Annotated in this window: 27 protein-coding genes; 15 read left to right on the top strand and 12 right to left on the bottom strand. The window is 70.8% G+C overall.

Annotated features, from left to right (window positions below; translation table 11 throughout):
• The first annotated feature begins 10 nt into the window (after window positions 1-10).
• Entirely contained in the window at window positions 11-1849 is a 1839-nt protein-coding gene (locus ACQPWW_RS00585; protein WP_433128064.1) for an NHL domain-containing thioredoxin family protein, read from the top strand.
• Between the two features lie 34 nt (window positions 1850-1883).
• Here ACQPWW_RS00585 and ACQPWW_RS00580 read toward each other — a convergent pair whose 3' ends face one another.
• Genes ACQPWW_RS00580 through ACQPWW_RS00570 form a run of 3 tightly spaced genes read right to left on the bottom strand, consistent with a single transcriptional unit; the run spans window position 1884 to window position 4181 of the window.
• Window positions 1884-2633, bottom strand: a complete 750-nt coding sequence (locus tag ACQPWW_RS00580) for a LamB/YcsF family protein (protein WP_433128062.1) — start codon at window positions 2631-2633, stop codon at window positions 1884-1886.
• Window positions 2617-3480, bottom strand: coding sequence for a biotin-dependent carboxyltransferase family protein (locus tag ACQPWW_RS00575; RefSeq protein ID WP_433128060.1), 864 nt, complete (start codon window positions 3478-3480; stop codon window positions 2617-2619). The genes ACQPWW_RS00580 and ACQPWW_RS00575 overlap by 17 nt, the downstream gene beginning before the upstream one ends.
• Complete coding sequence (locus tag ACQPWW_RS00570; RefSeq protein ID WP_433128058.1) at window positions 3477-4181, bottom strand: 5-oxoprolinase subunit B family protein; 705 nt, start codon at window positions 4179-4181, stop codon at window positions 3477-3479. Before ACQPWW_RS00570 ends, ACQPWW_RS00575 begins: the two co-directional genes overlap by 4 nt.
• Before the next feature lie 107 nt (window positions 4182-4288).
• Between ACQPWW_RS00570 and trhA the strand changes: the two genes are divergently transcribed.
• Window positions 4289-4966: a PAQR family membrane homeostasis protein TrhA gene (trhA, locus tag ACQPWW_RS00565; RefSeq protein WP_433128055.1), complete on the top strand. Its 678-nt coding sequence runs from the start codon at window positions 4289-4291 to the stop codon at window positions 4964-4966.
• Window positions 4967-5253: 287 nt separating this feature from the next.
• On the opposite strand, the gene ACQPWW_RS00560 is transcribed toward trhA, so the two are convergent.
• Window positions 5254-5541, bottom strand: a complete 288-nt coding sequence (locus ACQPWW_RS00560) for a DUF6458 family protein (protein WP_433128053.1) — start codon at window positions 5539-5541, stop codon at window positions 5254-5256.
• Window positions 5542-5653: 112 nt separating this feature from the next.
• On the opposite strand from ACQPWW_RS00560, the gene ACQPWW_RS00555 reads away from it, so the two are divergent.
• Window positions 5654-6193, top strand: a complete 540-nt coding sequence (locus ACQPWW_RS00555) for a SixA phosphatase family protein (protein WP_433128051.1) — start codon at window positions 5654-5656, stop codon at window positions 6191-6193.
• A 45-nt stretch (window positions 6194-6238) separates the two neighbouring features.
• On the opposite strand, the gene ACQPWW_RS00550 is transcribed toward ACQPWW_RS00555, so the two are convergent.
• The 4 genes from ACQPWW_RS00550 to ACQPWW_RS00535 form a co-directional block, all read right to left on the bottom strand.
• Window positions 6239-6508 (bottom strand): DUF6458 family protein, encoded by a 270-nt coding sequence (locus ACQPWW_RS00550; RefSeq protein WP_030487564.1) that lies wholly within the window; start codon window positions 6506-6508, stop codon window positions 6239-6241.
• A 288-nt stretch (window positions 6509-6796) separates the two neighbouring features.
• Window positions 6797-8653, bottom strand: coding sequence for an acyl-CoA dehydrogenase (locus ACQPWW_RS00545; RefSeq protein WP_433134039.1), 1857 nt, complete (start codon window positions 8651-8653; stop codon window positions 6797-6799).
• A gap of 117 nt (window positions 8654-8770) precedes the next feature.
• Window positions 8771-9895 carry a PP2C family protein-serine/threonine phosphatase gene (locus ACQPWW_RS00540; protein ID WP_433134037.1) on the bottom strand — a complete coding sequence of 375 codons (1125 nt, stop codon included), beginning with the start codon at window positions 9893-9895 and terminating at the stop codon, window positions 8771-8773.
• Window positions 9896-9999: 104 nt separating this feature from the next.
• Window positions 10000-10632 (bottom strand): septal ring lytic transglycosylase RlpA family protein, encoded by a 633-nt coding sequence (locus tag ACQPWW_RS00535; RefSeq protein ID WP_433128049.1) that lies wholly within the window; start codon window positions 10630-10632, stop codon window positions 10000-10002.
• A gap of 187 nt (window positions 10633-10819) precedes the next feature.
• Here ACQPWW_RS00535 and ACQPWW_RS00530 point away from each other — a divergent pair, with 187 nt between their 5' ends.
• Together ACQPWW_RS00530 and ACQPWW_RS00525 are read left to right on the top strand one after the other, a co-directional pair.
• Window positions 10820-11371 carry a phosphoribosyltransferase family protein gene (locus tag ACQPWW_RS00530; protein WP_433128047.1) on the top strand — a complete coding sequence of 184 codons (552 nt, stop codon included), beginning with the start codon at window positions 10820-10822 and terminating at the stop codon, window positions 11369-11371.
• Between the two features lie 49 nt (window positions 11372-11420).
• A complete protein-coding gene (locus ACQPWW_RS00525; RefSeq protein WP_433128045.1) occupies window positions 11421-11852 on the top strand; it encodes an ASCH domain-containing protein in 432 nt (143 codons plus the stop codon).
• A gap of 97 nt (window positions 11853-11949) precedes the next feature.
• Here the strand turns inward: ACQPWW_RS00525 and ACQPWW_RS00520 are convergent, their stop codons facing one another.
• Window positions 11950-12831, bottom strand: a complete 882-nt coding sequence (locus tag ACQPWW_RS00520) for an LLM class flavin-dependent oxidoreductase (RefSeq protein WP_433128043.1) — start codon at window positions 12829-12831, stop codon at window positions 11950-11952.
• Between the two features lie 48 nt (window positions 12832-12879).
• Between ACQPWW_RS00520 and ACQPWW_RS00515 the strand changes: the two genes are divergently transcribed.
• The 4 genes from ACQPWW_RS00515 to ACQPWW_RS00500 all read left to right on the top strand — a co-directional run bounded on the left by ACQPWW_RS00515 (window position 12880) and on the right by ACQPWW_RS00500 (window position 15189).
• Entirely contained in the window at window positions 12880-13374 is a 495-nt protein-coding gene (locus ACQPWW_RS00515) for an N-acetyltransferase family protein (protein WP_433128041.1), read from the top strand.
• Window positions 13375-13425: 51 nt separating this feature from the next.
• A complete protein-coding gene (locus ACQPWW_RS00510; protein WP_433128039.1) occupies window positions 13426-13620 on the top strand; it encodes a hypothetical protein in 195 nt (64 codons plus the stop codon).
• A gap of 188 nt (window positions 13621-13808) precedes the next feature.
• Window positions 13809-14513 carry a dihydrofolate reductase family protein gene (locus ACQPWW_RS00505; RefSeq protein ID WP_433128037.1) on the top strand — a complete coding sequence of 235 codons (705 nt, stop codon included), beginning with the start codon at window positions 13809-13811 and terminating at the stop codon, window positions 14511-14513.
• A 31-nt stretch (window positions 14514-14544) separates the two neighbouring features.
• Window positions 14545-15189, top strand: a complete 645-nt coding sequence (locus ACQPWW_RS00500; protein ID WP_433128035.1) for a dihydrofolate reductase family protein — start codon at window positions 14545-14547, stop codon at window positions 15187-15189.
• A 75-nt stretch (window positions 15190-15264) separates the two neighbouring features.
• On the opposite strand, the gene ACQPWW_RS00495 is transcribed toward ACQPWW_RS00500, so the two are convergent.
• Window positions 15265-15630, bottom strand: a complete 366-nt coding sequence (locus ACQPWW_RS00495; protein WP_433128033.1) for a VOC family protein — start codon at window positions 15628-15630, stop codon at window positions 15265-15267.
• Between the two features lie 161 nt (window positions 15631-15791).
• Here ACQPWW_RS00495 and ACQPWW_RS00490 point away from each other — a divergent pair, with 161 nt between their 5' ends.
• The 4 genes from ACQPWW_RS00490 (at window position 15792) to ACQPWW_RS00475 (ending at window position 18731) form a co-directional block, all read left to right on the top strand.
• Entirely contained in the window at window positions 15792-16547 is a 756-nt protein-coding gene (locus tag ACQPWW_RS00490) for a hypothetical protein (protein WP_433128031.1), read from the top strand.
• Window positions 16544-16897: a transcriptional regulator gene (locus tag ACQPWW_RS00485; protein ID WP_433128029.1), complete on the top strand. Its 354-nt coding sequence runs from the start codon at window positions 16544-16546 to the stop codon at window positions 16895-16897. Before ACQPWW_RS00490 ends, ACQPWW_RS00485 begins: the two co-directional genes overlap by 4 nt.
• A 143-nt stretch (window positions 16898-17040) precedes the next feature.
• Entirely contained in the window at window positions 17041-17985 is a 945-nt protein-coding gene (locus ACQPWW_RS00480; RefSeq protein WP_433128027.1) for an ATP-binding cassette domain-containing protein, read from the top strand.
• Complete coding sequence (locus ACQPWW_RS00475; protein ID WP_433128025.1) at window positions 17982-18731, top strand: ABC transporter permease; 750 nt, start codon at window positions 17982-17984, stop codon at window positions 18729-18731. Before ACQPWW_RS00480 ends, ACQPWW_RS00475 begins: the two co-directional genes overlap by 4 nt.
• Here ACQPWW_RS00475 and ACQPWW_RS00470 read toward each other — a convergent pair.
• Window positions 18715-21852, bottom strand: coding sequence for a BTAD domain-containing putative transcriptional regulator (locus ACQPWW_RS00470; RefSeq protein ID WP_433128023.1), 3138 nt, complete (start codon window positions 21850-21852; stop codon window positions 18715-18717). The two genes, ACQPWW_RS00475 and ACQPWW_RS00470, sit on opposite strands and share 17 nt — an antisense overlap.
• 37 nt (window positions 21853-21889) lie before the next feature.
• Window positions 21890-22276, bottom strand: coding sequence for a winged helix-turn-helix transcriptional regulator (locus ACQPWW_RS00465; protein WP_433128021.1), 387 nt, complete (start codon window positions 22274-22276; stop codon window positions 21890-21892).
• Between the two features lie 102 nt (window positions 22277-22378).
• Here ACQPWW_RS00465 and ACQPWW_RS00460 point away from each other — a divergent pair, with 102 nt between their 5' ends.
• Both ACQPWW_RS00460 and ACQPWW_RS00455 read left to right on the top strand, forming a co-directional pair.
• The gene (locus ACQPWW_RS00460; RefSeq protein WP_433128019.1) at window positions 22379-23002 is read left to right on the top strand and encodes an NAD(P)-dependent oxidoreductase; all 624 of its coding nucleotides are present in this window, start codon (window positions 22379-22381) and stop codon (window positions 23000-23002) included.
• Window positions 23002-23424, top strand: a complete 423-nt coding sequence (locus tag ACQPWW_RS00455; protein ID WP_433128017.1) for a nitroreductase family deazaflavin-dependent oxidoreductase — start codon at window positions 23002-23004, stop codon at window positions 23422-23424. Before ACQPWW_RS00460 ends, ACQPWW_RS00455 begins: the two co-directional genes overlap by 1 nt.
• Window positions 23425-23451: the final 27 nt, after the last annotated feature.

Raw genomic sequence — 23451 nt, 5'->3', positions numbered from 1 at the left:
GCTGGCAGGCATGGGAACGACAGCGCGTGTACGTGCGCCCGAACTGCGGGGCCGCCAGTGGCTCAACACGGGCGGACGGAACCTCACCTTGCAGGACCTTCGCGGCAAGATCGTGATCGCGGACTTTTGGACGTTCTGCTGCATCAACTGCCTCCACGTGCTCGACGAGTTGCGCCCGCTGGAGGAGAAGTACGGCGACGTGCTCGTCGTGATCGGTGTGCACTCGCCGAAGTTCGAGCATGAGAAGGACGCCGACGCGCTCGTCGCGGCCGTCGAGCGGTACGGGGTGCACCACCCCGTACTCGACGATCCTGAGATGGACATGTGGCAGCAGTACGCGGCCCGCGCCTGGCCGACCCTGTCGGTGATCGACCCCGAGGGTTACGTGGTGGCCACCATGGCGGGCGAGGGTCATGCCGAGGGGTTGGCCCGGCTGATCGACGAGCTGATCGACACCCACGAGGCAAAGGGCACCCTGCACCGGGGTGACGGCCCGTACGTTCCGCCGCCGGCCCCGGAGACGGCGCTGCGCTTCCCGGGTAAGGCGGTGCTGCTGCCGAACGGGAACCTGCTGGTCTCGGACTCGGCCCGGCACTCCCTGGTCGAGGTGGCCCCCGACGGTGAGACGCCGGTGCGCCGGATCGGCTCGGGCGAGCGGGGCCGGGCCGACGGGCCGGGCGCCGCGGCGACGTTCTCCGAGCCGCAGGGGGTGTGCCTGCTGCCCACCCATGTCGCCGAGGTCGCCGGCTACGACCTGGTGGTGGCCGACACGGTCAACCACCTGCTGCGTGGCGTACGGCTGGAGTCCGGTGAGGTGGTCACCGTGGCCGGCAGCGGCCGGCAGTGGCGCGCCGAGGTCGACGACCACGCCCACGACGCGCTGGCGGTGGATCTTTCGTCCCCGTGGGATCTGGCCTGGTACGACGACAAGCTAATCATCGCGATGGCCGGCATCCACCAGCTCTGGTGGTTCGACCCGATCAAGCGAACCGCCGGCATGTACGCCGGCACCACTGTCGAGGCGCTGCGGGACGGCCCGCTGGCCGAGGCGTGGATGGCGCAGCCGTCGGGGCTGTCCGTCTCCACCGACGGCACCCGGCTCTGGATCGCCGACAGCGAGACCAGCGCCCTGCGGTACGTCGAGAACGGTGTGCTGGGCACCGCCGTCGGGCAGGGCCTGTTCGACTTCGGGCACGTGGACGGTCCGGCGGAGTCGGCGCTCCTGCAACACCCGCTGGGTGTGTGCGCGCTGCCGGACGGCTCGGTGCTGATCGCGGACACGTACAACGGCGCGGTTCGTCGCTTCGACCCGGCGACCAACCAGGTCTCCACAGTCGCGGACGGGTTGGCGGAGCCGAGCGACCTGGTGCTCAGCCCGGCCGGCGAGGTGTTGGTGGTGGAGTCCGCCGCGCACCGGCTGACCCGGCTCGCCCCGGGCGCCCTGTCGGCGGCGGGTGCCAGCACTGTCGACGGTCCCCGGCACCGTACCGAGCGCAAGCCGACCGATGTCGCGGCCGGTGAGGTCACCCTGGACATCGTCTTCACCCCCGCGCCGGGGCAGAAGCTGGACGAGACGTTCGGGCCGTCGACCCGGTTGGTGGTCTCCGCGTCCCCGCCGGAGCTGCTGGTGGACGGTGCCGGCACGGGCACCGAGCTGTCCCGTCGGCTGGTGCTCAACGCCGAGGTCACCGCCGGGGTGCTCCAGGTGACCGCCCAGGCGGCCACCTGCGACGCGGACGTCGAACACGCCGCGTGCCACCTGACCCGGCAGGACTGGGGCGTACCGGTCCGGGTTGTCGAGGGCGCCGTGACCCGCCTGCCGCTGGTGCTGCGCGGCCTGGACGCGTGAGGTGATCGGAGGGGCCCGTCGGGCCCCTCCGGACTCACGCGAAGGGGGCCAGGGTGATGCCGGCGTCGATCAGGCTGGCGCGGACGAGTTCGGCGGCGGAGACCGCGCCGGGGGTGTCGCCGTGCACGCAGATCGAGTCGACCGAGCAGGGAATGACGGTGCCGTCCACCGCCACCACGCTCCGCTCGGTGGCCATCCGCGCCGCCCGTTCGGCCACCTGCTCCGGGTCGGTGATCACCGCGCCGGGTGTGCCGCGCGGCACCAGCGCCCCGTTGGGCAGGTAGGCGCGGTCGGCGAAGGCCTCCGCGACGACCGGCAGACCCGCGCCGACGGCGAGTTGGGCGAGCGTCGAGCCGGGTAGGCAGAGCACGGGCAGCTCACTGTCGTAGCCGCTGACCGCCGCGACCACCGCCGCCGCCTGGGACTCGTTGGTGCTTGCCGCGTGGTAGAGCGCGCCGTGCGGTTTGAGGTAGCGGACCCGGGTGCCGAACAGCCGGCAGAACGCGTCGAGCGCCCCCAACTGGTAGGTGACCTCGTCGCGTAGCTCCGCGAAGTCGTACGCGATGTGCCGTCGACCGAAGCCGGCCAGGTCCCGGTAGCCGACCTGCGCGCCCACCGCGACCCCGCGTCGCGCGGCGCTCTCGCAGACCCGCCGCATGGTCGACGGGTCGCCGCCGTGGAACCCGCAGGCGACGTTGGCGGAGGTGACGAGGCTCAGCAACGCCTCGTCGTCACCGAGCCGCCAGATGCCGAATCCCTCGCCCAGGTCAGCGTTGAGGTCCATGGAATCTGACGGTAGTCCCTGGCCGGGCCTGCGCGAGCGCTGTCACGTCGGTGACCACCCCGATGACGGGGTATCCACCGGTGGTCGGATGGTCGGCGAGGAAGATCAGGGGCTGTCCGTTCGCCGGCACCTGCACCGCGCCGAGCACGATGCCCTCGCTCGGCAGTTCGCCGGCCACCGCGCGGGGCAGCGCCGCGCCGGCGAGCCGCGCGCCGACCCGGTTGCTCACCGGGCTGACGGTGTACGCGGTGCCGAACAGCCGGTCGAGCGCGGTCGAAGTGAACCAGTCCTCCCGAGGGCCGGGACGCAGCGTCAACTGCAACTCCGACGCCGGCGCGGAGCAGAGGGTCAGGTCCACCGGCGCGGGTGGGCCGTGTGGCTCGCCGAGCGGCAGCCGGTCGCCGTCACGCAGCGGAGCCGGGCCGAGCCCGGACAGGGTGTCGGTGGCCCGACTGCCGAGCACCGGCGGAACGTCGATGCCCCCCGCGACCGCCAACCAACTCCGTACGCCCCGACGGGCCGGGCCGATCCGCAGCACCGTCCCGGCCGGCACGGTAAGTGGTAGGCCGGTGTCGCCGGGCCGGTCGCCTGCCTGGACCGTCACCTCGGCCCCGGTGACGGCCACCGTGGTGGCCCGGGTCAGCCGCAGTGTGCAGCCGGACAGGGTGACCTCCAGGCCAGCGGCGTGCTCCGGGTTGCCGACCAGCCGGTTGGCCAGCCGCAGGGCCGCCGGGTCGAGGGCGCCGGAACGGGGTACGCCCAGATGCGCCCAACCGGGCCGACCCAGGTCCTGCACTGTGGTGAGCGCTCCGGCGCGAAGCACTTCGACAGCGCCCGGACGGGTCATGCCGCCACCATCCGCACCCGGGTTCCCGGTCCGAGTCGGGCCGGCGGATCGGCGTACACGTCGAAGAGGACCAACTCGGTCCGGCCCACCAGCAGCCAACCCCCGGGGGAGGCGCTCGGGTAGATACCGGCGTACGGGCCGGCCAGGGCGACCGACCCGGCCGGCACCCGAGGGCGGGGTGTGGCCAGCCGGGGCAACGCCAGCTCGTCGGGTAGCCCGGTCAGGTAGGGGAACCCCGGGGCGAACCCGCAGAACGCGACCCGGAACCGGGTGCCGGTCAGCCGGCGCAGCACGGCGGGCACGTCCACACCCCAGTGCTCGGCCACCACCGGCAGGTCCGGCCCGTCGAAGAAGACCGGTACGACCACGTCCGCCGCGTCGTCGTCACTGTCGTTCTCTCCGCCACCCCTGGCCGCGGCGACACCGTCTGCTGCGGATGTGGCTGTGGCGGGGCGGATGCTCGCGGCGGTGACGCCGGGCGCCCAGCGGGTCAACTGCTCGGCCGTGGTGGTCGGGTCGGGCAGGCCGTCGAGCAGGACCGTGCGGGCCGCCGGAACGATCTCAACGACGGTCAGCTCACCCTGCGCCCGACGCCGCCACAGCTCGGCCCGCCACGCTTCCACAAGCGCGGCTTCGGAGACGCCGGCGGGAGCGGCGCAGTCGAGGAGCAGGGCGTGCGCCCCGACGGGTCGGATCCGCATCCGCTCATCCTCGCCGATGTCGTGCCGATACGAAGTTCACGATGACGGTGCCAGGCGTCACCAACACCACTACTTGCAAGTAACCTACGGTGCCGTAGCCTGACTACGTGAGTACCTCCGCCCCGCTTCGCCTGAAGCCGGTCGACATCGGTAAGCCCCGGATGCGCGGCTGGCTACACACGTACGCCTTCTTTGTCGCCCTGATCTGCGGCGTCGTGCTCTGCTCGGTCGCCGCCACCCGTCCGGGATGGGCGCCCCTGGTCAGCTGCCTGATCTACAGCATCACGGTGTGCGGGCTCTTCGGCACGAGCGCGCTCTACCACCGTCGGGTGTGGTCGGAGCGCGGCTACCAGGTGATGCGCCGGATGGACCACTCGATGATCTTCGTGTTCATCGCCGGCACGTACACACCCCTCTGCACGATGCTGCTCAAGCCCCGGCCGGCCACCGTGATGCTGGCCCTGGTCTGGGGTGGCGCACTGGCCGGCGTGGTGGTCAAGGTGGTCCTGCCGCACGCGCCGCGGTGGGTGTCCGCGCCGCTCTACCTGGCGCTGGGCTGGGTGGCGGTGGCCATGCTGCCGGAGATCCTGCACGGCGGCGGCGTCGCGGCACTGGTACTGCTGATCGTCGGTGGCGCGATCTACAGCGTCGGCGCGGTCTTCTACGCGCTGCGCCGGCCCAACCCGTGGCCGACCGTCTTCGGTCATCACGAGTTCTTCCACGCCTGCACGCTGCTGGCGGCGCTCTGCCACCACATCGCGATCTACTTCGCGCTGTTCTCCTGACCTCCGCAGGCCAACGAACCCGACCGCGAGCAAACCACCGACACCCCGCGCCCTCCACGCCGACGCCGCGCGCCCTTCATGATCGTGCTCGATCAAGGATGTAGTGGCCTCGCTCGCGCCCAAGGGCACTACAACCTGGATCGAGCACGATCATGGGGCCGTTCGACCCCGCGGCGACCGAGGCGCGTCGGGGCCGGCCGCGACGTCGCGGCCGAGACGCGACGCCGGACCAGAAAGCGAGCCGGGGCCCCGCGACGCTGCGGGACCCCGGAGTTCGCGAGCGAGGATCAGAGCGGCCGGCCCGGCCGACGCACCTCGCGGTACTCCTGCACGACCTGGTTGTCCTGGACCGGCACGACCCGGTCAGCCACCACGCGCTCTTCGCGGACCGGCGCGGCGACCACTGTGCGGCGGCGGCTGTTCCAGAAGTAGAGGGTCGTGATCAGGCCGGCGACACCGGCCAACATCAGCACCCAGCCGACCACTGACAGGTCCAGCCAGCCCAGATCAGCCTCTACGGCGAATGCGAGGATCGCGCCCAGCGCGATCAAGAAGATGCTGCCACCAATGCCCATGTCTCGCTCCTCGGCTCTAACCTGGCGTACGACGCGCCGCGGCCGTCGGTAGGGGTGCGGCATCCATCGACTTACCCAGGCACGGAGATCGCCAATCGGGCAAGCTGGGGGCATGACGGACGCCGACCCCGAGACGCGGACACTGGTGTTGCTGCGCCACGCAAAGGCCGAGCAGGGCAGCGACGCGGCAGACGATGACCAGCGCCCGCTCAGCGCCCGCGGGGAGGCCGACGCGGCAGCGGCCGGTGCCTGGTTGGCGCACCACGGGTTGCTGCCCGACGTGGTGATCTGCTCGACGGCCAGACGTACCCGGCAGACCTGGCACGGGGTGGCGATGGGGATGACCGGGGCACCGCCGGAGGGTGGCCCGGCCGGGCCCCGGCCGACGGTCCGCTACGAGCCCGGCGCGTACGACGCTCACCCGGAGGAGCTGTTGGCGCTGGTCCGTACGGTCGACGCCGCGGCACGCACGGCACTGTTGATCGCCCACAATCCGGGCATTTCGCTGCTCACGGCCCTCCTCGACCCGGAGGGTGCGCCCGATGAGGGTCTGCGGACCGCCGAGCTGGCGGTGCACCGTGGTCGGTTCGCCTGGGCGGAGGTGGGTCGGGCGGGAGCGCCGATCACGGCACGGCACACCGCACGCGGCTGAGCCACCCGTCGATCATCGACGGGTGGCTCACTGTGCGTGCCGGCGTCAGGACGGCGGCGCGGTTGGTGGCGGTGGGTCTGGCGGCGGCGGCATCATCGCCGTCGGATGGGAGAGCCGGTTCTCCTCCACGATGAGGGTCCGGGCCCGCTTCCGTCGGTCCTGCCAGAACCAGACGGTGGTGAGCAGTACCGCCAGCCCGGCCAGGATGAACACCCAGCCGACCGCCCGCACGTCGATCCACCAGACGTTGGCCCTCAGTGCGAAGGTCAGGATCGCGCCGATCGCGATGAGAAAAATGCCGCTTCCTACACCCATGTGCGCTGCACTCCCCCGTGCGGTGGCTCTGGGCGTTCCCTTTCGAGGTCACGCGACGGTTACCCGCCACGCCAGCGGCATACCCGACCGGGCTCGCCCAATACGCGACGCGAGCCGGGCTGAAGCAGAGCGAAGGGGCGGAGAGGGGTGTCGCGGGAGGGAAGCCGGCAGCCCGGGAGGGGCACCCACCCCGAGACACGGCGACGGCCGGCGGGGCAGTGCCCCACCGGCCGTCGGTGTCGGTCCCTGGTGGTGCGACCCGGGACCGTCAGCCGTGCCGTGGCACGGTCAGAAGGCCTCCTCCGGGAGGTCCATGATGTCGAGGTCGGTGCTCTCGATGATCCGCCGGTCGGCGCCGATGCGCGGCAGCACCTCGCGGGCGAAGAAGCGGGCAGCGGCCACCTTGCCGGTGTAGAACGCCTTGTCGCTGGCGGAGACCTCGCCGGCCAGCGCCTTCAGCGCCACGTCAGCCTGCCGCTGGAGCAGCCAGCCGACCACCAGGTCGCCGATCGCCAGCAGGAAGCGCCGGCTGCTCAGCCCGACCTTGTAGAGCGCGCGGGTGTCGCCGCCCTGCGCCTCGCCCAGCCAGCCGGTCAGCACACCGAGGATGTTCTGCACCTCGGCGAGCGCCTTGCCGAGCGCCTGCCGCTCCTCCTTGAGCTGGCCGTTGCCCGCCTCGGAGGAGATGAACTCCTGGATCTCGCCGGCGACCGCCATCAGCGCCTTGCCGTTGTCCCGGACGATCTTGCGGAAGATCAGGTCCAGGCTCTGGATCGCGGTGGTGCCCTCGTACAGGGTGTCGATCTTGGCGTCGCGGACGTACTGCTCCAGCGGGTAGTCCTGGAGGAACCCGGAGCCGCCGAAGGTCTGCAGGGCCTCGTGCCCGAGCATCTCGTACGCCCGCTCCGAACCGACGCCCTTGACCAGCGGCAACAGCAGGTCGTTTACCCGCTTGGCCAGCTTGGTGGCCTTCTCGTCACCGGCGGCCTCGGCGATGGCGACCTTGTCCTGCCAGGTGGCGGTGTAGAGGACAAGGGCACGAAGACCCTCGGCGTACGACTTCTGCAGCAGCAGCGAGCGGCGGACGTCCGGGTGGTGGGTGATCGTGACGCGCGGGGCGGTCTTGTCCGCCTGCTGGATCAGGTCGGCGCCCTGCACCCGGCTCTTCGCGTACTCGAGGGCGTTGAGGTAGCCGGTGGAGAGGGTGGCGATGGCCTTGGTGCCGACCAGCATCCGGGCGTACTCGATGATCATGAACATCTGCCGGATGCCGTCGTGCTTGTCGCCCAGCAGCCAACCCTTGGCCGGTACGCCGTGCTCGCCGAAGGTCAGCTCGCAGGTGTTGGAGACCTTCAGGCCCATCTTGTGCTCGACGTTCGTGGTGTAGACGCCGTTGCGCTCACCCAGCTCGCCGGTGGTCTCGTCGAAGTGGAACTTCGGCACCACGAAGAGCGACAGGCCCTTGGTGCCGGGGCCACCGACGCCCTCCACCCCGACCGGGCGGGCCAGCACGTAGTGCACGATGTTGTCGCTCAGGTCGTGCTCGCCCGAGGTGATGAAGCGCTTCACGCCCTCGATGTGCCAGGAGCCGTCGGGCTGCTGGGTGGCGCGGGCGCGGCCGGCGCCCACGTCCGAGCCGGCGTCCGGCTCGGTGAGCACCATCGTGGAGCCCCACTGCTTGTCGATGAAGAGCCTGGCCCACTTCTTCTGCCGCTCGGTGCCCTCGACGTGCAGCACGTGCGCGAAGGACGGGCCGGAGGCGTACATCCAGATCGGCGCGTTCGAGCCGAGCACCAGCTCGGCGAGGGCCCACCAGAGGGCGCGTGGCGCGTTCGTGCCGCCCAGAGCCGGCGGGAGGTCGAGCCGCCAGAACTCGGAGTCCATGAATGCCTGGTAGGACTTCTTGAACGACGCCGGCAGCGGCGCGGTGTGCGTGGCCGGGTCGAACACCGGCGGGTTGCGGTCACTGTCGGTGTAGCTGGCGGCCAGGTCCTCGCGCGCGAGACGGTCAAGCTCGGCGAGGAAGCTGCGGGCGGTGTCGGTGTCGAGATCCGAGTACGGCTCCTGGCCGAACGACCGGTCGGCGCCGAAGACCTCGAACAGGTTGAACTCGAGGTCCCGCAGGTTGCTCTTGTAGTGGGTCATGCTCACTGGCCCCGCTTCCGGACAGGTGTTACCGATCAGTAACCCCGACTGTATTACTCGCGGGTAGGCAGCGACAAGCGGATCACCCAAGTGACGGCGATTACACACCTGCTCGGCTCAGCTCTCGGCGGCGCCGACCTCCCAACTTGGGACGGCCGCCGCGGCGCCGGTACGAGCACCGACGTACTCCATCAGGACCAGGGCGATGTCGTCGTCGAGCCGGCCGTGGACCCACTCGATCAGGGCGGTCTCCAGGGAGGCCAGCCCGTCGGCGACAGTGCCGTGACCGAGCAGCCGCCAGGCGCGGTCGGCGGTGGGGAAGAACTCACCGTCCCGCCGCGCCTCGCCGAGGCCGTCGGTGAACAGCAGCAGGCGGTCGCCCGGCTCCAGGCGCTCGACGCGGGGGCGGACCACCGGCATGAACCCGAGCGGGGGCGCCGGCGCCGGCGGTTCCAGCGGGATCACCGCGCCCCGGCGCAGCAGCAGCGGTGCCGGATGCCCGCAGTTGACGATGGTGAGCGTGCCGCCGCGCTCCTCGACCAGCGCCGCGGTCACGAAGTCCTCGTCGCCGACGTTGCGGGCCACCGCGCGGTCCAGGTCGGCGACCACGGCGCGCAGGTCGGCCCGCTCGTACGCCACGTGCCGGTAGGAGCCGAGAACGATGCTCGCCAGCCGTACCGCGTCCAGACCCTTGCCACGCACGTCACCGATGATCATGCGGACGCCGTAGGGCGTGTCGATCGCCTCGTACAGGTCACCACCGATCTCGGCCGTCGCGGTGGAGGAGATGTAGCGTCCCGCGACCGAGAGCGTCCCGACCTGCGGCCCGAGCGGACGCAGGACCGCCTGCTGGGCCACCGAGGCGAGCTTGGTCAGCTCGATGATCTGCTCCGCCTGTCGCTGCCGGACCGACGCCACCGCCACCGCCAGTCCGGTGGCGACCGCGACCGAGACCACGTTGACCGGGGTGATCATCGACATCTTCGGCTCAGTCAGGGCGAAACCGGCCCCGGCCAGGGTCGCCATGATGCCCACCCCCAGCACCACCGGCCAGGACGCCACGGCGGCGGCCAGCAACGGTACGGCCGACAACAGCGCGACGTAGTGCGCGAAACGGCCGTCCGCCGCCTCCACCGCCGACACGATCGCGAGCAGGACAAGGGCCGCGCCGAGGCCGGCGCGGGATCCGGGGCTCAGCGGGCGACGGCCCGACTGGAGGAGTCGCGTGGGTACGACTGACAGTTTGCCTGATCGACGTGAATCGGTGAATGAACCTGACCCGTCGTCCGAGAAGGTTCTGTCCGGCCGGCCCGGTTGACCGGCCGAATCGGCGCGACCCGGCCCGGTCAGCCGAGGACCTCGTAGCGGACGGAGAGCGCGCCCACGTCGACCGAGGCGATGGTGGCGAACGCGGCCCGGGAGAGGTCGAGGCAGCGGCCGTCGATGAACGGGCCACGATCGTTGATCCGCACCACTACCGACTTGCCGTTGGCCGGGTTGGTCACCCGGACCTTGGTGTTGAACGGCAGCGTCTTGTGCGCGGCGGTCAGCGCGCTCGGGTTGAACGACTCACCGTTGGCGGTCAGCTGCCCGTCGGAGTAGAACGACGCGCCACACGAGCCGCTCTCCAGCACCTTCGGTGCCGCTGTGGTCTTCTTCGCGGTCGGCTTCGGCTTCGGCGGTGCGGTACGGGCCTTGCCCCGGGAGGCGGCCTGCTGCGACCGGATCGCCGACGGGCTGGCGGACGCGCTCGGCGAGGGGCTGGCGGTCGGGGAGACGGCCGGGGAACTGGGGGTGAGGCTGCTCGCGGCGGTGGTCGGGGCGAGGTCGAAGGTCGCCTGCCCCGACGGGCCGGAACCGGAGGTCAGCTGCACGGCACCGACAGTGCCGCCGACCGCGAGGGCGACGCCGACCGCCGCGGTGGCCACGATGCCCGCCGGGGAGGAGAAGATGCGGGTACGGGAGTGCCTGGCTGCCACCGGCCCGGTCCTTTCGTCGTCTGAACAAACCGGGTCGGACCGTAGCGAGAGAAGCACTTCCGACGTCAACGTGATCATTGTGGTATGCCCGTATTTGCACTGGTACGTGTAGCCGATCATCCGACCCGGGGTGGGCCGGCCGGCCCGGGTGCCGACGCGCCGACCACGGGTGCCGCAGGATGAACGGATGCCCGCTGAGCTGACCGCACGCCTGGCCGCCCTGTTCCAGTGGATCGACCCCGGCCCGGACACCAGTCATCTGGTCAGCGACATCTCCGGCTGGTGGCGGGACCCAACCGTGCTGGCGGAGCTGGGGCCGGCCCTGGTCGCGCCGTACCGGGCCGCCGGGCCGACGGTGGTGCTCGCCCCGGCGGTCACCGGGCTGCTGCTCGGGCCGTTGGCCGCCACCGCCCTCGGGGTCGGCTTCGTGGCCGCCCACAAACCCGGTGACGGGCGGCTGCCGGCCGGACCGCTCACCTGGGCGCAGAGCCCACCGGACTACCGGGGCCGGCGGGTCGACCTGGCCGTCCGGGACCAGCACCTCGGCCCCGGCGACCGGGTCCTGGTGGTGGACGACTGGGTGCGTACCGGCGCGCAACTCCACGCCCTGTACGACATCTGCTCCGCACGCGGCGCCGAGGTGCTGGGCACCGCGGTGGTGGCTGTCGACTGCCCGCCGGAGGTCGCGGCCGAGCTACGCATCACCGGCCTGGTCAACGCGGCGGATCTGCCAGCTTGACTGCGTATTGCGGCGGCGGCGCGCGGCGTGCTGGCCTAGCCTCGGCAGGATGTGGCCTCGGATCGGTGAACTGCGCACCCTCGCCCTCGGTACCCCCGGTGAGCTGCGGGCGACCCTCAACACCCTGGTACTCGCCGGCGTGAAGACGGCGACGGCCGGGCGGCTCGCCGAGTACGCGGAGGAGGGCGAGGAGTTGGAGCACGTCGGCGAACGGTTGGCGCTTGTCGACGACGACGACGCGCTGACCGGCGTGGTGGAGATCACCGAGGTCGAGGTGGTCCGCTTCGCGGAGGTGTCCTGGGACTTCGCCCACGCCGAGGGCGAGGGTGACCGCTCGATCGAGGAGTGGCGGGCCGGGCACTCGGCCTACTGGGCGCGGCTCGGCACCCCGGTCGACGGCGACACTCCGATCGTCTGCCTCCGCCTACGGCTGGTCTCCGGCGGCGAGGGCGGGGTGGCCAGCGGCGACCTCGGCACCTGAGCCGGTCGCGTCGGCAGCGCGGGCTGGCGCTGCTGTCCGCCACCGGCGCTGCCCCGCCACCGGCGCTGTCCCGACCGCCGGCGCTGGTGGTGCGTGGTCAGCCGCGTAGCTCCGGGAGCAGTCGGGTCGCCACGTCCACCAGGACGGCCTCGTCGCCCGCGTACCAACTGCTGGCCCGCGGCCAGTGCGTCACCACGTCGGTGAAGCCCAACTCGGCGGCCCGGCCGACCTGATCGGCGAAGAACTGCGCGCTGCTGAGCGAGAAGACCGGCGCGGCGTCCAGCGAGAGGTAACGGTCCAGAGTGGCCGGATCACGGTCGGCCTCGGCCAACGTCCGGTCCATCCGCGCGGACAGTGCCGCCACGCTGTCCCACCAGCCAGCCAGGTCGTCGTCGTCACCGGTGCCGGTGGTCACCCAGCCCTGACCGAAGCGCGCCACCAACCGCATCGACCGTGGCCCGTTGGCGGCCACCACGAACGGCACCCGGGGCTGCTGCACGCAGCCGGGGTTGTTGCGGGCGTCCACGGCGGCGAACCAGTCACCACGCCAGGTGGTGCCGTCCTCGCGGAGGATCAGATCCAGCAGCTCGGTGAACTCGGCGAACCGTTCGACCCGCTGGCGCGGCGGCAGCGTCTCGCCGCCCAGCACCGCCGAGTCGAAACCGATGCCGCCCGCGCCCAGGCCGAGCAGCAGCCGACCGGCGGAGACGTCATCCACAGTGGTGATCTGCCGGGCGAACGCGGCCGGGTGCCGGAAGTTCGGCGACGCGACGAGGGTGCCCAGTCGGATGCGGGAGGTCACCGAGGCGGCGGCGGTCAGCGTGGACATCGAGTCGAACCACGGGCCGTCGACGAGGTCCCGCCAGCCCAGGTGGTCGTACGTCCAGGCGTGGTCGAAGCCCCACTCGTCGACCTGCCGCCAGCGACGCTGCGCCTCGGCCCAACGCTGGTCCGGCAGAATCACGATGCCAATCCGCATGATCGCCAGCCTAGCCGTGCCCGAACGGGCTGCCCTAGCATCACGCCCATGCGGGGGACCGGCCCAGCCGTGCGACCGGCGAGCCTTTCGGACGTGCCGGCGCTTGTGGAGTTGCGCCTGGCGAACGCCGAAGCGCACCTCGCACTCGACCCCGACGTCTACCGCCTGCCGCAGCCCGAGGCGGTCATCGAGCACTTCACCGCCGTCCTCAACGACGCGACCGGCCGAAACGCGGTTCTTGTCGCTGAGCATGACGGGCAGGTGGTCGGAATGGTCGAGGTGCTGCGCCTGCCCGAACCGCCCGCCCACCAGATCCTTCGCCCCGAGCCCTCGGCGCAGATCCACACGGTGGTGCTCGGCGGGGCACGGGGGCGTGGGGTCGGCTCCGCGCTGCTCGACGCGGCGGACCGGTGGGCCGCCGAGCACGGGCTCTCCTACCTGTCCGCAGGCGTCCACCACCACAACGTCAACGCGGTTCGCTTCTACCGTCGCCACGGCTACGCACCGTCCGGCACCTCGTGGGCCAGACGACCCGCTGGTTAGGGCCAGCGTCAGGGACACCGTCGCCGCCCGAGCTTGGCTACCGTTCCGCGGGTGGACATACGGGAACGACGAGCCGGCACGGTACGGATGGTCGGCAACCTGGCGCTGATGGCGGGTTTTGTGATCTCGCTGCTCAGCATGCCGTCCGGCTCCGAGCAGCTGAAGCCACAGATCCTGGCCGCGTTCCTCATCCTGACCGGCCTCGGCCTGCGGATCGAGGCGGCGATCGTCGACCGGAAGCCCTAGATCCACTGCTGCTGTCGGTCCGCGCCCTCCGGGCATGCCCCACGGTGATCGCCTGGCGGATGACCCAGGCGCCCTGCCTGAGGTGACACGCGTCACACTGTTCCCCGGTAGGGACGTGGTGTTCGGCTCCGACCCCTCGGGGAGCGACACCCGCTGTGAGGTGTCAGCCGAGGAGAGGATCAGGCGCGATGACGAAGGTGACCGCACAGCTGTCGGTGTCGGTGGACGGCTTCTACGCCGGCCCACAGTTCGACGGGAACGGCAACTGGATGGACTCGGCGGAGAGCGCCAAATTCTTCCGGGTCACCCGGTGGGCGACCGAAGCGGCGGCCTGGCGCGAACGGCAGGGCTTCGCCGGCGGGGAGCAGGACACCAACTCCGAGGTGATCGCCGAGTCGTTCGGCGCGGCCGGCGCGTACGTGATGGGGCGCCGGATGGCCGACGGGGGTGAGATCCCCTGGGGTGACGAGCCGCCGTTTCGCGCGCCGGTCTTCGTCGTCACCCACCGCTCCCGCCAGCGACTTCTGAAGGGAGGTGGCACCAGCTTCACCTACGTCACCGACGGCGTGGCCAGCGCCGTCGAGCAGGCGCGCGCCGTGGCCGGTGGCAAGGATGTCGCGGTGGCCGGGGGTGGCGGCCTGGTGCGGCAGGTGCTCAGGGCCGGCCTGCTCGACGAGTTGGAGTTGCACGTCGTACCCGTCGTGCTCGGCACCGGCCTGCGGCTCTTCGACGCGGACCTCGACCTGGGCGACCGGGAGGGAATCGAGCTGACGCCGACCCGCGTCCTCGCCACCCCCGAGGTGACCCACATCCGGTACGCGGTGCGCGGTCGCGCCCCGCTCGTGCTCGACGACCGGGGCAGCGGAGGCGGCCCGACGGTGACCGCGAGCTGAATCCGACCCGTCAACCCGAGAGGGGATCCTCATGCCGCAACTGCTGCGGGTGCAGTGCTTCAACGTTTCGCGCGACGGGTTCGGCACCGGAGAGGGGCAGAGCCTGGAACTGCCCTTCGGCCACGCGGACCCCACAGCGCTGTTCTCCTGGCGTGCCGCCACCGCCAGCTTCGTGTACCGCACCGAGCCGGGCGGCACCCGGGGCCTGGACGACTACCTGACCCGCGACGCCGAGTGCAACATCGGCGCGGAGATCATGGGTCGCAACAAGTTCGGCCCCCAGCGTGGCCCGTGGGAGAACCTTGACTGGCAGGGCTGGTGGGGGGACAACCCGCCGTTCCACACGCCGGTCTTCGTGCTCACCCACCACGTACGCCCGTCCTTCACCCTGGCCGACACCACCTTCCACTTTCTCAACGCCAGCCCGAGCGAGGCGCTGGCCCAGGCGAAGCAGGCGGCCGCCGGCCGGGACGTACGCCTCGGTGGTGGGGTGGCGACCATCCGCGAGTTCATCGAGGCCGATCTCGTCGACACGATGCACATCGCCGTCGCGCCCGTCGACCTGCACCGGGGCGAGCGGCTGTGGGACAGCCCCGACGAACTGCTCGACCGCTTCCACCTCGAGTCGGTGCCCAGCCCGAGCGGGGTCACCCATCTCCTGTTCTGGAGACGATGACCGACCCTCCGCACAAACAGATCTTGGACAGTTTCCGTTCAGGCGTAACGGAAACTGTCCAAGATCTGCGAGGTTTCAGAGCCTGGACAGCACCAGCAGCCGGTTGCCGTCGGGGTCGGTGACCCGTGCGGACCGCTCACCCCAGGGCTGGTCGACCGGCTCCTCGGTGACTGTCGCTCCGCCCGTGCGCAGCGCGCCCACTGCCGCGTCGCAGTCGTCGGCGTAGACGCACAACTCCCAGCGGTGCCAGTCGGCCGGCCCGCCAGCCTCCGGGTTGGCGGCCAGGCCGAGCTCGCTGCTGCCCAGCCGGAGAGCGACGAACTCCGGGGCACCCTCGGCCGGGAATCGGTAGGTCAACTCGAAGCCGACCACGTCCCGGTAGAACGCGATCAGTCGTGGCAGGTCAGGTGTCGTCACGATCGGAAACGCCTCGGTGAACACGAACCACCTCCACGCCGGACCCTAGCCGGTGCCGAGGTCCGGCAGGAACCACCGCTGTCGATCCCCGCGGATGTCATCACCGCGCGGAACGCTTGCGCAAAATGATTTGCGATGCAAACCTATTGGCAGTGCAGTATCGATGCACCAGCCTGGAGGTCACCGTGTCGGACCGATCGAGCACCGCGCCGAACAGCGGCAACACACCCGCAGAGCTGCTGGCCTCGGTGACCGCCCTCCAGCGGCGTACCCGGGCCGTCCGCAACGCGTACTGGCTGCCGCTGTTGCTGTTCGGCCTCCTGATGGCGGCGGCCGCACCCCTGTACGTCGAGTCGGTGGAACCGCTCGCCATGCGTGTCGGCCAGGACAATCCCGCACTGACCGGCCTGGGTGGGGATTTCCTCGAACGCTCGGCGGCGCTCGGCTGGTACTGGCTGGCGGCGCTCATCGGCGGCTACCTGCTGAGCCTCCTGTGGTATCGGTGGCATGGTGTGCGGGTGGGCGTCCAGACACCGGCTCGGCCGTACGTCATCGCCGGCATCGTGGGCACCGTCGTCGGGCTCGTGCTGCCGATCGTGCTGCGGTACCTGCTGCTCAACACGGCGACGGTGATCTCGAGCGGGACCAGTTGGGTGACCACACCACTGCTGGGCATCTCCAATCGCGGCATGATCCCGCACCTGGTCATCGCGGTGGGGCTGCTGGTCCTGGCTCGACTGGAACGCAGCCGTGGCCTGACGGTCGTGGCGGCGGTCTACGCCGCGGCGATCATCCTCGTGACCGTCTACTTCCAGACCACCGACTTCCAACCGGGGGACCTGAACCGCCACAGCTTCCTGCTGGCGGCCCTGCTGCCCGCGCCGATCCTGCTCGTCGGCGGCGGCCTCGCCCTCCACAACACGATCAAGAGGTCCGCGTGAGCAGTAACGCGGAGACCGCCGGCCCGGGCACCGGCGGGCACCCGACGAACGGGCTCAGCGACACCGTCCACCAACGCAACAGGCTCGGCATCCTCACCATCGCGGCGGAGGCCGATCGGGTGGAGGTCGCCTACCTGCGCCAGGCCCTCGAACTCACCGCCGGCAACCTCTCCCGGCACCTCGCCGTGCTGGAGGAGGCGCAACTGATCCAGATCGAGAAGGGCTACCACGGGCGCAGGCCCAAGACCTGGATCAGGATCACCGCCCAGGGGCAGGCCGCGCTGACTGCCGAGATCGAGGCGCTGCGGGAACTCCTCCGACGCCACAAGGAATTCCGGGCCTCCACCTGACGGCCAGCGGGTCCGCGGCGCAGCGGCGTCCGGCCTGAACCGGCAGGCCCTCGCCGTGGACGTCGCCGACACCGTGACCAGTGTCAGTGGCCGTGTCAGGGCCATGTCAGGGGGGTGACAGTCCAGCCGCCGATGGTGGTTGCATGACGAGTTCAGCGATTGCGGTCTCCGGGCTGCGGAAGACCTACAAGGACAAGGTCGTGCTCGACGGCATCGATCTGGATGTCCCTGCGGGCACGATCTTCTCCCTGCTCGGTCCGAACGGGGCGGGCAAGACGACGACGGTGAACGTGCTGACCACGTTGGTGAAGGCCGACGGTGGGACCGTACGCATCGCAGGGCACGACGCCGCCACCCAGGCCAAGGCGGTACGCGCGGCGATCGGTGTCACGGGCCAGTTCGCGGCGGTGGACGAGTTGCTGACCGGCCGAGAAAACCTGGAGCTGATGGTGGATCTCAGCCAGGTGCCCGGCAAGGACGGCAGGCGAGTCGTCACGGAGCTGCTGGAGCGGTTCGATCTGGTGGAGTCGGCACAGAAGCCGGTGTCGACCTACTCCGGTGGCATGCGCCGGAAGCTGGACCTGGCGATGACGCTCGTCGGCGACCCGCGGATCATCTTCCTCGACGAGCCGACGACGGGCCTGGATCCACGGAGCCGCCGCACGATGTGGTCGATCATCCGTGACCTGGTGGCCGACGGCGTGACGATCTTCCTCACCACCCAGTACCTGGAGGAAGCCGATCAGCTCGCCGACCGGATCGCCGTGCTCGACCAGGGGCGCCTGGTCGCCCAGGGCACGCCCGACGAGCTCAAACGCCAGATCCCCGGCACCCACGTCCGGCTCCGGTTCACCACCGTCGCCGAACTCGACGCGGCAGCCCGGGTGCTCGTCGACTCCACTCGGGACGACGAGGCACTGGCCCTGCGGGTGCCAAGCGATGGCGGTACGGCCTCGCTGCGCGCCCTGCTCGACCGGCTCGACGAGTACGCGATCACCGCCGAGGGGTTCTCCGTGCAGACGCCGGACCTCGACGACGTCTTCCTCGCCCTGACGGGCAGCCGCACCCAGGAGGTTTCCGCGAAATGAGCGCCACGTCCCACTCGATCGTCATGCTTCGTCGCAACTTCAAGCACATCACCCGGAACCCGACCTCGGTGTTCAACGCGGTCCTGATGCCGATCGTGATCATGCTGATGTTCGTGTACATGTTCGGCGATGCCTTCAGCGTCGGTGTCGACTACATCGACTACGCCACTCCGGGACTGATGCTGTTGGCGGTCTGCTACGGGCTGGGGGCCACCGCGACCGCTGTGAACTCCGACATGACGAAGGGCATCATCAACCGGTTCAAAGTCATGCACGTCTCCCGCGGTGCGGTGCTGACCGGCCACGTCGTCGCCAGCGTGCTGACCAACCTGGTCGCCATCGCGGCCCTCGTCGGGGTGGCCTTCCTGCTCGGCTTCAGCCCGTCGGCGAGCCTGCTCAACTGGCTCGGCGCGATCGGCGTCATCGTGCTGCTCGGCTTCGCCGCCGGTTGGCTCACCGTCGCCCTGGGGCTTTCGGCGAAGTCTCCGGAAACGGCGGGGCTGGCCTCCGTACCCCTTGTCATGCTGCCGTTCTTCAGCAGCGCGATCGTGCCGGCGGAGAAGATGGGACCCGGGCTGCGGGAGTTCGCGGAGTACCAGCCCTTCACGCCGATCATCGAAACTCTGCGCGGCTTCCTCACCGGCACGCCGTCCGCCGGTGACGTGATCCCCGCCCTCGCCTGGTGCGTCGGCATCGCGCTCGTCGGCTACCTGTGGGCGCGTTCCACGTTCACGAAGCGAGCGTGACCGCGACCAACCGAGTCCAGTCCGTCCGACTGCCGTCCCGCGCCGCCTCGGCGAAGCCCACTTCGCCGAGGCGGCGCAGCACTTCCTGCTCGATCCGGGCCACATCCGGCTGGGAGTGGTCCTGCCGTCCTCGTACCCCGGTGCTCGCGGCGATCAGCCGCGCGGCCTGCTCGTACCGCTCACCGCGCAGCGCCAGGTCCGCGACTCCGACGAGAGCCCGCGCGATCGAGGGCGCGTGCCCCGTCTCGGCCGCCGCCGCGCAGGCCGACGAATGGTGCCCGCGTGCCTCGGCCAGGTCGTCGGCGACATAGCCGAGCAGGTCGTGAGTCAGCAGGCGGACGTGCGCCTCCTTCGCCTCGTCGTGCAACAGGGTGGTCGCGACACCTACCTGTCGGACCACCTCTTCGGCGTCGCCCCGCCAGCGAGCGAGTTCCGCCTGGGACAGAGCCAGCACGGCCAACGCGCCAGGCCAGGTGACCCGCGCCGCACATCGCCGGGCCTCGGCCATGGCAGCCGCGCTCGACTCCTCATCACCGAGCAACCAGTACAGCTGAGCCTGCCGGGACCGCATCCGGATGATGTCCTCGACGGTGCCGACCTCGGTGACGACCGCTGTCGCCTCCTCGTAGTGCTCGCACGCACCGGCGAACTCACCGCGTACGGCAATCAGCTCCGCCAACTCGGTCAGGGCGAAGGAGATCCCGAACCGTTCGCCGAGTGCCCGGAACTCGGCGAGCGCCGCCACGAGATACGCGTCCACGTCCCGGCCGTCCTGGCCGAGGATGATCCGCATCTTGCCGAGTTGCAACCGGGCCAGTGCGCGTACCCAGGGATCCTCGTCGTCAAGTAGTGGTTCCCACGCGGGCAGGATCGCGTCCGGTGCTCGCAGCATGCGTTCCAGCGGGACGACGAGCGCCATCCCCGGGTGGCTGCCGTGGCTGCGCTGGCTGAACTCGTACGCCTTGTGGATCCACTCGGCGGCCTGGTGTTCGTCGCCCGGCCCCGAGTTCACGAAGAGCACGACGAGCGCGTACACAATGGCCCGGATCTCGTCGCTGACGTCACCAGGCGTCTCGGTGGCCGCCGTGATCAACTCCATGCCTTCGGTCCGGTGGCCACCGAGCCACCAGTACCAGCCGGCACTCGCGGCCAGCCGCATTGCCGCGTGCGCTTCGCCGGCGGCGAGGGCGCCGCGCATCGCGGAACCGATGTTGTCGTGCTCGACGTCGAGAATGGCGAGCCATTTCACCTGGTCCGCACGGCGAAGCTGCGGCTCCGCGGTAGCGGTCAGTGCACTGAAGTACTCCAGGTGCGCGTGGCGCGCCACGTCGGACTCCCCCGCCTCGACAAGACGGTGCGCGGCGTACTCCTTGATCGTGCCGAGCATCCGGTAGCGCGGGGCCTCGTCGCCCTCGACGACCACCAGCGACTTCTCGGCCAGCGCGGTGACCAGTTCGAGCACATCCTCCTGCTCGACGTCATCGCCGGCGCAGACCCGTTCGGCCGCTTCCAGGCTCGCCCCGCCCGAAAACACCGAGAGCCGGCGCAGGACCGCCCGTTCGGCGTCGGACAGCAGCTCCCAACTCCAGTCGACCACCGCGCGCAGCGTTCGGTGCCGGGGCAACGCGGTACGGCTGCCGCCGGTCAGCAGGCGGAACCGATCATCGAGTCGCCTGGCGAGCTGGTCGATGGACATGGTGCGCAACCTGGCAGCCGCCAGTTCGATAGCCAGCGGCATCCCGTCCAGCGCCCGACAGATCCGCGCCATCGTCGACAACGTGGGGGCGTCGACCGCCAGATCCCTCCGCACGGCGCCCGCCCGGTCCCGCAGCAGCCGGACAGCGGGAGAGGCTTCGATCCCATCGAGGTCGGCGTGGACGTCCGGCAGGGCCAGCGGCGCGACCGGCCAGAGCGCCTCACCGGTGATGCCGAGCGGTTCCCTGCTCGTCGCGAGGATCCGCAGTCGCCGACACTCCCCCAGCAGCCGGTCCGCGAGCACCGCCGCCGACTCGATGACGTGCTCGCAGTTGTCCAGGATCAGCAACACGTCCCGCTCGCGGATCGCGGCGACGAGCCGGTCGATCAACTCCATGCTCGGCGCCTCGCCGAGCAGAGCGTCCCGGAGTCCGAGCCCCGCGAGCGTCGCCTGCACCACGTCACCGTCCGCGCCGATGGCGGCGAACTCGACAAGCCAGGCGCCGTCCGGCAGGTCGTCGAGCATTCGGCGCGCGGTTTCCGTGGCCAGCCGGGTCTTCCCCGACCCACCCGGCCCGATCAGGGTCGTGAGCCGGTGTTCGGCGACGAGGGCGCCCACCTCGGCAACGGCCTCGTCCTTGCCGATGAAGCTGCTCAGTTCGGCACGAAGGTTGGTCTTCCGGTTCTCATCGCGCCGTCGGACCTGGCCCCGCAGGAGCGCGACGTGCAAGGCCGAGAGTTCCGGCGAGGGGTCGACGCCCAGCGCGTCGGCAAGGGCCTCGCTCGTGCGCTGGTACACGAGCAGTGCCTCGTTGTCTCGGCCGCTCGCGGCGAGGGCCCGCATCAACGCGAGAGCAAGCCGCTCCCGCACCGGATGCGCGGCCACCAGGTCGGTCAGCTCCGCGACCAGCTCCCGGCCGTGGCCGAGGCTGACCTCCACGTCGAAGCGATCCTCCATGGCGGTCAGACGCAGCCTGTCGAGTCGGGTGACCGCCGCGTCGAGTGCCGTGCTGTCGACCAGACCGACGTCCTGCATTGCCGCACCACGCCACAGGTCGAGGGCCCCGCGCAGCCGCCGTACCCGCTGCGGGCCCTCGTCATCGCGGGCCTGGTCGACAAGGCGTTCGAACCGCACGGCGTCGACCACGTCGGGTTCGATCACCAACCGGTAGCCGTCCGTCTGTCCCTCGATCGACCCCTCCGGCAACGCCTTCCGCAGCCGGGAAACCAGGCGGTGCAGGGCGTTCGCCGCATCGGAGGGCGGGTGTTCGCCCCAGATCCAGGTGACGAGGGTCCCCTTCGGGACCACGTGGCCCGGGTTGAGCGCGAGGACCGTCAACAGGCCGCGCAGCCGCGCGCCCGGCACATCAATGAGGGTGCCGTCGTCCGCGCGAACCTCGAATGGACCAAGCATCCCGACCTGCACCTGGCAGATCTTGCCATGAACATGAAAAGTCTCTGTGTCACCGAGCGCTGTGCAGCCGGGTGCCGTTGTCGTACGACTCGCGGGCGTCGAGCAACTCGTCCCAGTGCCGCTCGGTCCAGGCGCAGGCAACCGCGATCGGTTCGAGCATGCTGCGACCCACCGGGGTCAGCTCGTACTCCACGTGCCGGGCAACCTCGGTGACGACTGTGCGCGTGATCAGCCCGTCCCGTTCCAGGGAGCGCAGCGACTGGGTGAGCACCTTGGGGGTGACGCGGCGCAGCGGCACGCGCAGCTCGGAGAAGCGACGAGGCCCCTGCTCCAGACAGCGGATGATGAGCGCCGCCCACTTGTCCCCGAAGCGGATCGGGTTGAGCGAGGACGGGCACAGCTCGTCGAACATGTCGGCGGGCAGCGGTTGCCTCATCGCCAAACCATAACTGGTATCCCGGCGGTAACCACGACCCTCGATAGCGTCGGCGAACCGGCCGAGCGGGAGGGCTCCGGCCTCCACGGAGAGGCGTGAATCATGAGGATCGTGGTCTTCGGCGCGGGCGGCCGAGCCGGACGACGGGCCACCGCCGAGGCGCGCCGACGCGGCCACCAGGTCACCGCGGTGGTGCGCGACCCGGCCGGGCACAGCGACCTGGTCGACGTACGTGTGGTCGCCGGCGACGTCGTCGACGCCGGGAGCATCGCGCGGGCAGCCGCCGGGCACGACGCCGCCATAAGCGCCGCCGTCGACCTGACCATGCCGCCGCACGACTTCTTCACCGCGTCGTCGCGCGCCCTGGCCACCGGCCTGGCCACGGCAGGCGTACGTCGCCTGGTGGTGGTCGGCCTCGCCTCGATCATGCCCGGGGCGTCCGGTGCAGCGCTCATGGACGAGCCCGGCTATCCGAACGAGTACCGGTCCTTCTACCTGGGCCACGCGGCGGGCCTCGACGAGCTTCGAACCTCGGACCTCGACTGGGTGTACCTGGCGCCCGCCGGTGACTTCGACCACGACGGCACGCGCACCGGCCACTACCGGCTCGCCGAACACGGCGACCCGACCAGTCGGATCAGCTACCCGGACTTCGCCATCGCCCTCGTCGACGAGATCGAGGAACCCCGCCACCACCGCACTGCCGCGAGTATCCGGGAGGCGTGATGCCCGAGGTCCACGACAGCCCGAACGCCTGGGTCGCGGAGCACATCCGCCGCTTCGAGGCGACCGGCGGACGGCCCCGGCCCGGAGTGAACGACCTGCTCCTGACGACCCGGGGCCGAAGAACCGGCCAACTGCGCCGCACCGCACTCGTCTACGCACGCGACGGCGACAGGTACGTGCTGGCCGCCTCCAACCGTGGTGCCGAGCACCACCCGGCGTGGTACCTCAACCTGCTCGCCGACCCGTACGTCACGGTGCAGGTCGGTACGGAGACCTTCAGCGCGTACGCGCGCCCCGCCACCGCTGGGGAGCGTCCGCAGTTGTGGCGGCTGATGGTGTCGGCCAGTTCGGAGTACGCCGCCTACCAACGACAGCTCACCCGGGAGATCCCGGTGATCCTCCTGGAACCCGTCTCGAAATGAGATGCGCACTGACGGGCCGCCCGGTTG

The organism is Micromonospora sp. CA-240977, assembly GCF_050942285.1.
Classification (GTDB): domain Bacteria; phylum Actinomycetota; class Actinomycetes; order Mycobacteriales; family Micromonosporaceae; genus Micromonospora.
Note: the sequence above shows the minus strand (reverse complement) of the source record. Positions and strands in the feature narration are given on the sequence as shown.